Here is a 12,631-nt window from a genome sequence, read left to right on the forward strand (position 1 = left end):
ATAAAGATGTAAAATATTATAGGAGAAAATACAGGCTTTAGACAGTTTTTGCCAATTCCGTGTATATAATGGAGCAAATTTACTATTTTTTGGATTGTTTCATGTCCGATTGGCCACCAAAACCACAAAATGAATCACAACAAATATCTCCACAAGCACAGCAGCCCACAGGCAATGAGTGGAAACTATTAGAAAAAGCTGTTTTGGCTTCAGTTGAAGAACAACGTCGTGCACGTCGTTGGGGAATTTTCTTTAAGTTTTTAACTTTTGCTTATATATTTTTACTGTTGGTGATAATGGGCAAAGGGTGCAGTACCACGACCACGAATCCATCGGCAGCGAGTCCACATATCGCGGTGGTGGATATTGTTGGCACAATTGCATCTGATAAGCAAAGTGTGAATAGTAATGACACCATCAAGTCACTGAAAAAAGCCTATGAAAACAGCAACAGTCAGGCGGTGGTGCTAAATATTAATTCTCCAGGTGGTTCACCTGTACAGTCCGATGAAATCTGGCAAGAAATTCAATATCTGAAAAAACAGCATCAAGGTAAAAAACTTTATGCCGTGATTGGCGATACTGGCGCTTCTGGTGCGTATTACATTGCTTCAGCTGCAGATGAAATTATTGTCAATCCATCAAGTTTGGTGGGTTCGATTGGCGTAATTATGCCAAATTACGGTCTGAGCGGTTTAATGCAGAAGATGGGTGTAGAAGATCGCACCATGACCTCTGGAGAAAATAAAGCTTTATTGTCGATGACGCAACCTGTTGATCCTGAACAGAAAAAACATGTACAAGCTGTATTGGATAATGTGCATGGTCACTTTATTCAAGCGGTGAAAGATGGACGTGGTGCGAAACTGAAATCACAAGATCCTGCGATTTTCTCAGGTCTGTTCTGGACAGGTGAGCAAGCCGTGACTTTAGGCATTGCCGATAAGATTGGCAGTTTAAATAGCCTGAAGCGTGATTTAAACCTAGATAAAACAGTGAACTATACCATTGAACACAGTCCTTTAGACTCTGTGTTGGGTCGTATGGGTGCAGCAGTGGGAGAGGGCTTTGCCACTTCTTTATCTCAACATATTCAGACTGAGCAAAACGCGAAATTACAATGAAACCACTGATTCATTTTGCGCATGCCAATGGCGTGCCATCGAAGGTTTATCAAAAACTGTTTGATTTACTTAAAGATGACTACGATGTGATTTATGTCCCTTTGTTGGGGCCAGATAAGCGTTATCCGATTGATAATCATTGGCAAAGCTTAACCCAACAAGTGATTGACAGTGTTGTACGTCAAGCTCAGGGACGTAAAGTGATTGCGTTGGGGCATTCTTTAGGTGCAGTGTTGTCGTTTCAAGCCTCTTTACAACGCCCTGAATTATTTGAACAAGTGATCATGCTTGATCCACCTTTAATTATGGGCAAAGCATCGGTGTTTTTACATTTTGCTAAAATGTTTAAGCTTAAAGCAGTAGATCAACTGTCGCCTGCGTCTTTGTCTTTGCGTCGTCGTGATCATTGGGAAAGTCGTGAGCAAGCTGCTGATTTATTGCGTCCGAAAGGTTTTTATCAAGATTTCGATGCCGATTGTTTTCAGGCTTATATTGAGCATGCTTTGACAGATGACTATGTTCGAGGCGGAGTACAATTGACGATTCCAAAAATGGACGAAGTAAATATTTTTAGAACCAATCCCTCGCTTTGGTGGTTGCCGCAAGCAAAACTGCAAGTGCCGACAGAATTGATAATTGCAAAACAAGGGCCGTTTCTAAAAGCAGGTTTCCCACAAATAACCGCCAAGAAATTTAATATAGCTTATCAAGTGGTTGAAGGTGGGCATATGTTCCCTTTAGAAAAACCTGAAGCTACGGTGCAGTTAATTAAAGACTTAATTAAAGCACAGCAGAGCAAAACTACTTCCTTTTGATTCAGTCTGAACCAATGGACAGACCATAAAAACGCCTGATTAACAGGCGTTTTTTCGTATATATCAAAAGCGACATACTAAACAGTATTTAAAAATGGCAAAACTGCACAGGTTGTTGCATCAGTTGCTGGCGGTACTTCACGCCTTGTGCAGTGTGCTGAATCGTTCCGTTACAAATCCATTCAACCACTTGCGGGTAAATTAAATGCTCTAACACATGCACACGATTAGCCAAGCTTTCGGCATCATCATGGATATTTACTTGCAACACACCTTGTGCAAGTGCCTGACCTGCGTCTAATTCAGCACTAACATAATGCACCGTACAGCCATGTAAGATATCGCCAGTATTGAGTACACGTTGATGAGTACGCATGCCTTTATAATGCGGCAAGAGTGAAGGATGAATGTTGAGCATTTTACCTTCCCAAGCTTGCACAAATTGGGCACTTAAAATACGCATAAAGCCCGCAAGCACGACCAAATCAACATCCCAATCAAGTAATTGTTGATGCATGACATCATCAAATAATTCACGACTCGGATAGTGTTTGTGCTCAATCACGGCAGTTTGAATCCCTGCTTGTTGAGCGCGTAGTAAAGCATAGGCATCAGGCTTATTGGAAATAACTCCAACAATTTGCCCTGTAAGATTGGCATCTATCAGGGCTTGTAAGTTACTTCCGCTGCCGGAAACAAGGACAGCTATTTTGATCATGTGAGTCAAATCACGCAAAAATTACGCGAATTTTTTCATCTGCGCCTTCAACAGATTCGGCGTGATCTTGAATATGACCCATCACCCACGCTTTTTCGCCAAGGCTGTTGAGAAGTTCAACTGTTTTGTCTGCATCGGTGGCATCGACAGCGACAACCATACCAACACCACAGTTAAAGGTACGATACATTTCAAACTGTTCTACACCGCCTTCACGTTGTAATAATTTGAACAGTTCTGGCCATTCCCAAGATGATTCGTCAATCACTGCTTGCGCACCATTTGGCAATACACGTGGTAAGTTACCTGGTAAACCGCCACCTGTAATGTGCGCCATAGCATGTACATCAACTTGTTTGCACAGTTCAAGCATCGATTTGACATAAATGCGAGTTGGTTCCATGGCAACGTCAGCCAGTGGACGACCATCAACCAGTTGAGTTAAATCAACATTTTTTACGTCTAAAATTTTACGAAGTAAAGAGTAACCATTTGAGTGTGCACCTGAAGATGCTACACCAATTAGAACGTCGCCAGCTTTTACTTTAGAACCATCAATTATTTTGCTTTGCTCAACCACGCCCACACAGAAGCCTGCAAGATCGTAATCTTCACCTTCATACATGCCTGGCATTTCTGCAGTTTCACCACCAACAAGTGCACAGCCTGCAAGCTCACAGCCTTTACCAATTCCTGAAACAACATTGGCTGCAACGTCTACATTTAAGTGACCTGTTGCATAGTAGTCTAAGAAGAATAGAGGTTCAGCACCGCACACCAGCAAGTCATTGACACACATTGCCACCAAATCTTGACCAATCGTGTCATGGCGGTTTWAGTTTAATGCTAAACGTAATTTAGTTCCTACACCGTCTGTGCCAGATACGAGCACAGGTTCTTCATAACCTTTCGGAATTTTACAAAGTGCGCCAAAGCCGCCTAATCCCCCCATCACTTCAGGACGAGTGGTGCGCTTAGCGACAGATTTGATACGATCGACTAACGCGTCGCCCGCTTCAATATCGACACCAGCATCTTTATAGCTTAAACCAGTGGTTGGGTTAGAAGTTGAGTTGCTCATAATGAAGTCTCCGCATTCGCGGGGCGATTATACCTGAATATACGAAACTCTTATGTTATTTATGCGCTAAAATGCTATCTTTATTCAAATATTTTAACCTCTATAACGAATAAACTGAAAAAAGGCGAATTTCTATGGTCGATCGTACCTTGCGTCGCATTTTTATCCTGTCTGGGATAGTGCTGCTCCTTTGGGTGCTGTACTTATTAAAACCAGTGGTCATTCCTTTTGTTGTTGCATTTTTCATGGCTTATTTATTTAGCCCATTGGTTGAACAATTTTGCAAAGTCGGTTTGCCACGTTGGCTATCTATCAGTTTGGTTTTTATTGGGATTGGCATCGCGCTGACTTTGGCAGTTTGGTACATCATTCCTTTGGTTTGGAAGCAGTTGATTATTGCACGTGACAGCATTCCTGTTGGTATTAATTGGATAAATTCGACCTTTTTGCCATGGGCATCGGCTACTTTCAATATTGAGGAAATGGAAATTGATACTACGCACATGAGCAGTATTGTCATGGATTATGTACAAACCAATTATAGCGCCGATAGTATTCAAGCCATGATATTGCGTGTCGCACAGTCTGGTTTGAATTTTATTCAAATTGGTGGCACTGTGGTGCTCATTCCAATTATTGCTTTCTATTTCCTACTCGACTGGCAGCGTATGCTCGACAGTCTACGTCGCTTAATTCCACGTCCTTATGAGCAAAGTACTTTGGCTGTGGTACAAGAATGTCACAGTGTTCTAGGTGCTTTTGTTAAAGGTCAGTTTTTGGTGATGATCTTGTTGGGCGTGGTTTATGCGACTGGATTGCAACTGATTGGTTTAGAAGTCGGCTTGATTATTGGTATGATTGCTGGACTTGCCAGTATTATTCCGTACTTAGGTTTCGCTGTAGGGATTGTTGCAGCCATCATCGCCACTTTCCTGCAATTTGGGATTGACTGGATGCAATTGGTCTTGGTGCTGGTGGTGTTCATGATTGGGCAGGCCGTGGAAGGCTACATTCTGCAACCATTTTTATTGGGTGATAAAATTGGACTTTCACCTGTTGCCGTGGTTTTCGCAGTTTTGGCAGGCGCGCAGCTCGCAGGCTTTATGGGAATGTTAATTGCCTTGCCAGTTGCTGCGGTGATTGTGGTCCTGCTTCGTCATTTGCGTGATTATTACGAAAAAAGTTACTTATATGGACAACCTGTGGTGGTGTCTGAAGATGCAGTATCGGGTGATATTAGTATTGAAACCTCACAAGTGCATATTGATATCGAACTTGACCCTCATGCTGCAAACTCACTGCAACAGACTGAAAAATCAAGTAAGATAAAACCCTCAGATCAGCCAGACTCCTAGGTGATTACAGTTATATGCGTCAACTGCAGTTAGACATCGAGCCTCAATTAGATGCACGGATCAGTGATTTTTCTGGTCCGGGTTGGGGGCACGTCATTGATGCAGTACGACAGCTTCATGCAGGACTGGTCAATCGTTTTTATGTCTATGGTGGTGCAGGTACAGGTAAAAGTCATTTGCTGTCTGCAATTTGTGATTCATATTTAGAAATTGGCAAATCTGCCATTAAAGTGTCTTTACTTGAGTTGCTCGATGCCCCAACTGAAGCAATTACATCTTTAGATCGTTATGATTTGGTCGCCTTAGATGATATTGAGGCGATTAGCGGTGTGCCACATTGGCAACGTGCAGTTTTTCATTTAATCAACTACAGTAATGAAGTGGGTGGTCAGTTGGTATTTTCCTCCCGTTTTGCACCGATTGAATTGAAGTTGGAATTACCCGATTTACAATCACGTTTGACGCAAGCGGTGAGTGTTAAAGTACCTTCGGGTAGTTTATATGCAGACCGACAAGCACTGGTGAGTTCGGTGTTAGAGCGTCGTGGTATTATTATCGATCCGCAAATTATTGATTATTTATTGATACATGGTCCCCAACAGACCTCGATTTTGCTGCAAAGTCTTGAGCAGTTGGTGCAATTACTCAAAGGAGAGAAAACAAAATTAAGTGGCGCAAACCTGCGTCAGATTTATGCTTTAATTGACGAATATCGGTAAAAATTAAAATTACTTGAGAATTTGCGCAAGCTATGCCAAATTACTCGGAAAATAATTCGAAGTTGCAGGGAATTTGCAACTAAAGAAGAAAAAAAACAAAGAAAATTACAAGGAGTACGCTTATGCTCAAGCAGAGCATCGGCATTGGTATGCTGTTTATCGCAGGTCATGCATATAGTAGTAATATCATTGTCACCACCACTGCTGACACCAAAGCAGATGATCAACAATGTTCTTTGCGTGAAGCTATCGAGTATATAAATTTAGGCATGCCCGAAGAAGGTTATTTGGGCTGTGGTGGCAAAAATGCCTCAAGTGTGATTTTATTAGAAAAGAAAGCCGTCTATCAAATTGATACTCAACTTAAAATTACAGAAAACCTTGAAATTAAAACTACCTATGACAGTAGTCTGAATGATAAAACTGCACCAGGTTTGAATAACGCCACGATTCAGATGCGCGGTAATGAGCGCATTTTCCACATTGAAGACAGCAAAGATCGTTTCTTAAAAGTTTCTTTAAAAGAATTGACTTTACAGGGCTGCGGTGAAGAACGTTGTCGTCAGCAACAGGGTGGTCTGATTTATAATAATGAACATTTAATTTTAGATTATGTAAAATTGAGTAAGGGGCTAGCCAATCAAGGTGGGGCAATTTATAACTTTGCACAAGTGACTGGCGAAAAGATTCCAGCAGGTTTTATTGAGATCAAAAATAGCTTGCTTGAAGCTAACCAAGCGCAGGAAGGAGGTGTCATTTATACGCAATTTCCGCGCTTTGTCATTACAACATCAGTATTTAAAGCGAACAAGACCGCATCTACCACTTCAGCCAATCTCTATTCTGCAGCAAGTTTGGCAGATGAAGAAATCAAAGCTTTTCCTAGCATGGGGAATATGATCGTGAGCAGTACTTTTACTGCAAATGAAGGCTATGTCATGAATGTGCTAGACGATATTGGTGTCAATAATATTAGCTTGATTGGTAATAGTCGTGGTGTGTATCTCGATGCACCTCTAGGAAAAGCCTATATTGCCAATAGTGTGATTTTAGGCAATCCGCATCCTGTCAGTGTGAGTACTGCAGCGAACTGTGTGCAAGCAGGTTCAGATGCAACAAGATTACAAAATAATTTAGTCGGTGCTGGCTGTGGAGCAGGCGATAGCAACTATCCAAATACTGTATGGACTGCGAATTCGGTACTTGCTGGCAATCTGCTTGAAGGTGCATGCAAAACTCTCAGTCAAGATAAAACAGCACTGTTTTGTCCATATCAAGTACCTGAAAATGCATTCTTGGGCTTTATGCGTCCGCGTGTATTGCTCAGTTATAACAGCCTGAAAGATTCTGTGGTGTTAAACCGTGGGCAATTACAACTGGCGGATCACAAAGTGGTCGGTTGTACTGCTTCAGATCAACGCGGTAAAAACCGTCAGTCAGATATTACCTTGTGTGATCGTGGGGCAATTGAGGTGGTGGTTCCTGAAACTATGAGCCTCATTGGTCAAAATATTTTGGCAGGTCAAATTGCTAAGATGTCGGTGAGTGATTTGTTGGGTGATAGTGATTTGGTGCCTAAAGAGTTTTGTGATCAAGTTTATCCAAATAATCCGACAGGCCAAGCATGGCAAGCAGGTTGTGTGCAAATTGAGCAACTTGATACTCGCTCTAAAGGAAAATTGACTGTAGATGAGTTGGGGAATTTGGTATATAGCCCAGATTCTGCTTGGCATGGTGCAGATGTCTTTAAAATTAAATTAGTCACCAGCACCACACGTTTTAATAGCACGACACCTTATATGGAAGTGAAAGTCCAAGTTATTCAAGAACATGAAAATCGTATGGAAAGCGATAAAATAAATGTTTCAGGCGGTGCATGGAGCGCTTATGGATTAATGGCGTTATTGGGTTTGTTGGGTATACGCCGTAGAAAAGCATAAAGGATGAATATGAAAAATAATAAAAAAACACTATCAGGGATAATGGTGCTGTCTGCTATGTCCCTTATGGCAGCAGATAATCCGATAATTCAGGTGACGACCTTTGAAGATCAAAATGGTGAAGACTTAAGCAAATGTTCATTACGTGAAGCTTTGGTTGCAGCTAAGCAGAATATGGCGTTTGGTGGTTGTAGTGCAGGCAACACCAACCGTGGTGTAACAGATATGATTCAGTTGCAGGCTGGGGAATATATCTTAAACTCAGAATTACGTCCGCAATCGATGGTGCGTATTTATGGTGCGACAGCGGTTGACTATAACCAGGTAGATCCAATTACGCATCGTTATCCTTCAATTGCACCCTTAAAAACCAGTATTAATGCACAGGGTAATAGCCGCATTATCAATACTTCAGATACCCAAGCCAGCATAGCACTATACGATGTCATCCTAAAAAATGGGAATGCCAATGGCGGTGGTAATGCCAACCCTGCAGATGCAGGCAAAGGTGGTGCTCTATTTGTGGCAGGCCCATTAGCTGCGAACAATGTCGAGATTCAAAACTCCCATGCAGAGCAAGGTGGCGCAATTTATGTTGTTGCCCATCAAGCGGAGCGTCAAGTCAATTTGGAAAATGCTTATATCCATGAGAACCAAGCCAAAGTAGGCAGTGTGTTGGCAATGGATTGTAGTGCCAACTTGGTCAATACACGTACTATGGTGAAAATTGACCGCAGTAGTATTGTGAAAAATGGTGCTGCAAATAGTCTTAGTACTTTCGATCTTTGTGGTCAACCTGATCTTGAGTTGACCGCTAGTACGATTGCACAAAACCAAGCTGATGCAAGCAAAGGTCATATCTTTAACTTGAGCAATGCGGCAAATCATCCGCTTAGCACTTTGTCACAAGTGTATTTGCAAAGTAATACCATTGTTGAAAATAAAGCATGGAGTACTTTGTTTTATGACAATTATCCACGCATTAATCTCGCTTTTAATATGTTGGCCTTTAACCAAGGTAAATCTTGTCGTTATGCGTTACCCGCAAGCTTAGAGCAGGCACACAATATCAACACGATTCGTAATGCCTTAGTGACAATGGGCTCAGCGACAGAGCAAGGAGAATGTGATTTACCTGAAACAGCAAATAATTCTTATGACGGTACGAAAAATTTGGATTTAACAGGGCTAAGCTTTGATCAAGTTTTACAGCCGCTGCAAGCCCCATCTGCTTATAATTTATTCTTACCGTTGTATTATCCAAAAGCAGGTCCAGACCCTGCGAAAGATTTGATTGATGTAAACAGCATGGGTTGTAGCGATTATGAACAACGTGGTTTGGCGCGGGTGAGTAATGCAACTTTGACTTTAAATCCTGATGCAAAAAATACCTGTGAAATTGGCTCGGTAGAAGTAATGCGCTTAAACGCTGCCGATATTCAAAGCTTGAGTAATGTCTCTTATGAAAGTTTATTTGCCAATTATCAGCAACAAATTGACCGTATTCAGTCAGCGATAGATCAAAGTAAAGATGCTGCATCTTCGGTCGTTTCTCAATCACATGCTGATTTGAAAACGATGCAGGATTTGTTGGCCAATACCAAAGCCAAGCAGCAATATCGTGCCATATATGTTGATCCATTTGCGATGGCATTAAAGCAAGATGAACCAACTGCAGATGGGAAATTTGTTCAGTTAAGACAGCTTAATTCTGACAACTTTAGCATTAGCACTGAAGTATTGGGGATTGGTGCAATTTCGGGCTCAGGTACCACATTTAGCACAGATAAATTGACCCAAGACCCACTATTCAAGTGTGAATGGGATGCACAGTTGCAACGGATTGTGATGTATCGATTGAATGATAAAGTCACAGAAGCAACCGATTCAGCGTATTGTAAATACACCATTACCTCAAAATTAGACAGCAATTTGCATTCTTCGGGCTTGCTTGAAGGCAAATTTAGCAATATTGCCCCAATTGCAAAAGATGATCGTGTACGACTTGAATATGGTACAGATCTCAAAGTGAGTTTTAATCCATTGCTGAATGATAGCGATGCAGGCGATGGTTCTATCAGCACTCTGAAAGAAAATACCAATAAGCCTGCATTCTATAAAGATAGTACAGGACAAGAACTGGCAATTCGTTTTATGCAAGTGCCTTCAGGTGTGGTACTTACGGCAGATCGTCAAGCACCTTGTCCTGGGGATTATGCCCGTGAAATTTGTTATGGTGGCAATATTCAGGTTCAAGTACGAAATAGCTTTAGCCCATTTGATTATGAGCTGAAGTACACAATTTTCGATCAAGAACTGGAATTATCGCCAGAAGCGACCATTACTTTAGAAAATACAGCGAAAAATACCAATTATGAAACCAGTGGTGGTGGCGGAGGAAGCTTAGGTTTTTGGGGTGTGTTTGGTTTAATCGGATTGGCGTTCTATCGTCAACGTCCAAGAAAATCGTAATTTTTTACCAAGTCTTTATTGCAAAAGCCTCATCTGTTTTACACGATGAGGCTTTTATTATTGGTGAGTTTAGGCACTTTCTAGATTATTTATAACAACAGATTAAAATTAGTGACTCATGGCAGGCTGTTGATATTTAAGAATGTATTCTTGACGAATCAAGGGTCGTTGTTCAGGTGTTGCTCGTTGCAAGCGTTGTCCTAATTCACGACGTTCTTGCGTACTCATTTTTTGCCAAGTTTCACGCATTTTTTGCTTTTCACTATCAGGCAGTTGAGTAAACCAATCCATTCGCTGCTGCAAAGCCAAGCTTTTCTCAGCAGGAATTTCTTTTAAGTTTTGATAGCGCTTAATTAACGCCAATTGTTCTTCTTCAGAAAGGGTTTCCCAAGTTTCTGTAATTTGCGTATCTGCATCTTTGGAAAAAATCCAAAAACGTTCAAACCCTGCAAAACTGGTTTGTAAAAAACTGAGCGCACAACACGCAATCACAATTCGTTTAGCTGCCATGTGGAACTTTGTCCTCACCCAACACCATTAACATTTCTAAATCTTCCACCATTTGTGGCGAAAGTTTAGGAACAGACACTGCCTGATTCTGCGGTTGTGTGGTCATTTCCATTGAATTTGGTAAGACCACAAAACCTGCAATTGCTGCAGCCAATGCAAAACCTGACATTTTCCAAAGCCCATAGCGCGATGTTTTCTTGTCTTGAATATTATCCAAGACATGATTCATGACCGCAGCTTTGTGTTGATGGTGGCGAGCCAATCCATCAAGTTTGGATGTCATTTGTTTTAAGAAATCATCTTGTTTCATTCTGATGATCCTCCCAGATACGGATTCATATGTGCCAAACTGTTGCGTAAAGCTTGAATGGCACGGTAATAATGCGTTTTTACACTGCCTTCAGTGCAGTTCATAATTTGTGCGGTGGTTTGCGTATCAAAACCTTCCCAAGCACGTAACATAAAAGCTTGTTGTTGCCGCACAGGAAGCCCCGCAATTGCTGCCTGAATTTCTTCTACAGTCACAGCTTGATCTAAAAACTCTGCAGGATTGAGTGCTTGCTCATCGACAATATCGAGTTGTTCAACATCATCATCTAAACTGACTTTTTTAAACAATGAAAACGGTTGTGCGCGGCGAGCTTCTTTACGACGCCAATCTTGTAATTTGTTATTTAAAATGGTGTAAAACAGGGGATACCATTCATCTGTGGCTTTGTCGGCATAAGATTTATGCAAGGAAATAAAGGCCTCTTGCACCAAATCCATCGCTATGCCGTGCTGGCCTTGCGTTGCACTTTCCATCATCACTAAGGCACGCCCCGTTACGTCTTGCATGAAATTCTTCAGACGATGCTCAGCCGTACTCTTAAGAGCACTCAAATTTTGCGAGTGTGACGACTTCGGGTTTAAATCCATAGAGATGGAAAATCCTGTCATTGGATACCCACCATTATTTTTAACATCATATTTCTATAACGCTAAAAACAATGGTTTGGTTGACATTGAAAATTATTATTTTCAGTCTAATCTATTTTTTTTGCAGGGCTAGTCTTTTTAAAATAAATTAACCATTTACAGACGCTGGCGTACCATTTCAAAGAAACAGATTGAGCCTGCAATTGCCACATTCAAAGATTCCTGTCCACCCGGTTGCGGAATGCTTACCGCTTCTGCATGTTGTAGGGCATAGTCGGACACACCTTGTCCTTCATTGCCTAGAATCCAGACGCAAGCTTTGCGCAGATTTTTGGAATAGAGGCTTTCTGCATGGTGTGAGCTGGTTACATATACTGGAATCTGAAATTGGGGTAAAACCTCTTCCAGTGTGACATTTTCAAAAGTCTGTAAGCTAAAATGTGCACCCATGCCTGCACGTAACACACGTGGTGACCAGAGTGATGCAGAACCCTTGGTGCAAATAATTTGTTCAATCCCAGCAGCGGCTGCAGAACGTAATAAGGTCCCTACATTGCCTGGGTCTTGCACATTTTCTAAAATCAGCGTGTCTGCTTTAAAGTCAAGCGTTTGACTTGAGCTTGGTAAATCGACAATGGCTAAACAAGCCAATGAAGTACCTAAAGTGCTTAAATCTTTGTATAACGATTCACTAATAACAAAGACTGCGCCAGTATATTTTGCCAAAATACGTTCATAGTCAGGGTGGCTGAGTGCATGTTCTGTGGTGAAAATCGAATTGATCTTTTTATTTTCATGTAACCACGCAAGACACAAGTGCGTGCCTTCAAGCACAGTTTGTCCTTGTTTTTTACGATAGCTATTTTGCTCAATTAAACCACGTAAGTGTTTAATTTTTGGGTTATCTTTTGATTCTAAAAAAATCGTAGGCATGCGATAAAATCCACAGCAATTGGCGCAATACCAATTGCTGTTATTG

General features: G+C 41.4%; 12 protein-coding genes. 6 read left to right on the forward strand and 6 right to left on the reverse strand.

Features of this window, described 5'->3' with window-relative positions:
* Positions 1-101: 101 nt before the first annotated feature.
* Complete coding sequence (sppA, locus tag BJN41_RS06610; RefSeq protein WP_004971820.1) at positions 102-1,124, forward strand: signal peptide peptidase SppA; 1,023 nt, start codon at positions 102-104, stop codon at positions 1,122-1,124.
* A complete protein-coding gene (locus BJN41_RS06615) occupies positions 1,121-1,939 on the forward strand; it encodes an alpha/beta fold hydrolase (protein WP_070154104.1) in 819 nt (272 codons plus the stop codon). The genes sppA and BJN41_RS06615 overlap by 4 nt, the downstream gene beginning before the upstream one ends.
* Positions 1,940-2,027: 88 nt before the next feature.
* Here the strand turns inward: BJN41_RS06615 and purN are convergent, their stop codons facing one another.
* Both purN and purM read right to left on the reverse strand, forming a co-directional pair.
* Entirely contained in the window at positions 2,028-2,657 is a 630-nt protein-coding gene (purN, locus tag BJN41_RS06620; protein ID WP_019837938.1) for a phosphoribosylglycinamide formyltransferase, read from the reverse strand.
* Positions 2,658-2,667: 10 nt separating this feature from the next.
* Positions 2,668-3,738: a phosphoribosylformylglycinamidine cyclo-ligase gene (gene purM / locus BJN41_RS06625; RefSeq protein ID WP_070154105.1), complete on the reverse strand. Its 1,071-nt coding sequence runs from the start codon at positions 3,736-3,738 to the stop codon at positions 2,668-2,670.
* Positions 3,739-3,872: 134 nt separating this feature from the next.
* Between purM and cxpE the strand changes: the two genes are divergently transcribed.
* From cxpE to BJN41_RS06645, 4 genes are all read left to right on the forward strand, one after another.
* Positions 3,873-5,093 (forward strand): chloramphenicol efflux transporter CxpE, encoded by a 1,221-nt coding sequence (gene cxpE / locus BJN41_RS06630; protein WP_070154108.1) that lies wholly within the window; start codon positions 3,873-3,875, stop codon positions 5,091-5,093.
* Between the two features lie 14 nt (positions 5,094-5,107).
* Positions 5,108-5,812, forward strand: a complete 705-nt coding sequence (hda, locus tag BJN41_RS06635; RefSeq protein ID WP_019837935.1) for a DnaA regulatory inactivator Hda — start codon at positions 5,108-5,110, stop codon at positions 5,810-5,812.
* A gap of 122 nt (positions 5,813-5,934) precedes the next feature.
* Positions 5,935-7,752, forward strand: coding sequence for a rhombotarget A (rbtA, locus tag BJN41_RS06640; RefSeq protein WP_070154109.1), 1,818 nt, complete (start codon positions 5,935-5,937; stop codon positions 7,750-7,752).
* 57 nt (positions 7,753-7,809) lie between these two features.
* Entirely contained in the window at positions 7,810-10,224 is a 2,415-nt protein-coding gene (locus BJN41_RS06645; RefSeq protein WP_227515222.1) for a CSLREA domain-containing protein, read from the forward strand.
* Positions 10,225-10,332: 108 nt separating this feature from the next.
* Here the strand turns inward: BJN41_RS06645 and BJN41_RS06650 are convergent, their stop codons facing one another.
* The 4 genes from BJN41_RS06650 to BJN41_RS06665 form a co-directional block, all read right to left on the reverse strand.
* The gene (locus BJN41_RS06650) at positions 10,333-10,734 is read right to left on the reverse strand and encodes a DUF3106 domain-containing protein (protein WP_070154113.1); all 402 of its coding nucleotides are present in this window, start codon (positions 10,732-10,734) and stop codon (positions 10,333-10,335) included.
* A complete protein-coding gene (locus BJN41_RS06655) occupies positions 10,724-11,044 on the reverse strand; it encodes a hypothetical protein (RefSeq protein ID WP_070154115.1) in 321 nt (106 codons plus the stop codon). Before BJN41_RS06655 ends, BJN41_RS06650 begins: the two co-directional genes overlap by 11 nt.
* Positions 11,041-11,652 carry an RNA polymerase sigma factor gene (locus BJN41_RS06660; RefSeq protein ID WP_070154117.1) on the reverse strand — a complete coding sequence of 204 codons (612 nt, stop codon included), beginning with the start codon at positions 11,650-11,652 and terminating at the stop codon, positions 11,041-11,043. The genes BJN41_RS06655 and BJN41_RS06660 overlap by 4 nt, the downstream gene beginning before the upstream one ends.
* Before the next feature lie 156 nt (positions 11,653-11,808).
* The gene (locus BJN41_RS06665; RefSeq protein ID WP_070154119.1) at positions 11,809-12,585 is read right to left on the reverse strand and encodes a TrmH family RNA methyltransferase; all 777 of its coding nucleotides are present in this window, start codon (positions 12,583-12,585) and stop codon (positions 11,809-11,811) included.
* Positions 12,586-12,631: the final 46 nt, after the last annotated feature.

Origin of the sequence: Acinetobacter towneri, assembly GCF_001758345.1 — a bacterium.
In the GTDB taxonomy this organism is placed as follows: Bacteria; Pseudomonadota; Gammaproteobacteria; order Pseudomonadales; family Moraxellaceae; genus Acinetobacter; species Acinetobacter towneri_A.

Excerpts from the sequence above, each read along its gene's own strand:
- cxpE (WP_070154108.1), top strand. The coding sequence starts at position 3,873 with ATGGTCGATCGTACCTTGCGTCGCATTTTTATCCTGTCTGGGATAGTG.
- purN (WP_019837938.1), bottom strand. The coding sequence starts at position 2,657 with ATGATCAAAATAGCTGTCCTTGTTTCCGGCAGCGGAAGTAACTTACAA.
- BJN41_RS06615 (WP_070154104.1), top strand. The coding sequence starts at position 1,121 with ATGAAACCACTGATTCATTTTGCGCATGCCAATGGCGTGCCATCGAAG.
- sppA (WP_004971820.1), top strand. The coding sequence starts at position 102 with ATGTCCGATTGGCCACCAAAACCACAAAATGAATCACAACAAATATCT.
- rbtA (WP_070154109.1), top strand. The coding sequence starts at position 5,935 with ATGCTCAAGCAGAGCATCGGCATTGGTATGCTGTTTATCGCAGGTCAT.
- BJN41_RS06665 (WP_070154119.1), bottom strand. The coding sequence starts at position 12,585 with ATGCCTACGATTTTTTTAGAATCAAAAGATAACCCAAAAATTAAACAC.
- BJN41_RS06650 (WP_070154113.1), bottom strand. The coding sequence starts at position 10,734 with ATGGCAGCTAAACGAATTGTGATTGCGTGTTGTGCGCTCAGTTTTTTA.
- BJN41_RS06660 (WP_070154117.1), bottom strand. The coding sequence starts at position 11,652 with ATGGATTTAAACCCGAAGTCGTCACACTCGCAAAATTTGAGTGCTCTT.
- BJN41_RS06655 (WP_070154115.1), bottom strand. The coding sequence starts at position 11,044 with ATGAAACAAGATGATTTCTTAAAACAAATGACATCCAAACTTGATGGA.
- BJN41_RS06645 (WP_227515222.1), top strand. The coding sequence starts at position 7,810 with ATGTCCCTTATGGCAGCAGATAATCCGATAATTCAGGTGACGACCTTT.
- hda (WP_019837935.1), top strand. The coding sequence starts at position 5,108 with ATGCGTCAACTGCAGTTAGACATCGAGCCTCAATTAGATGCACGGATC.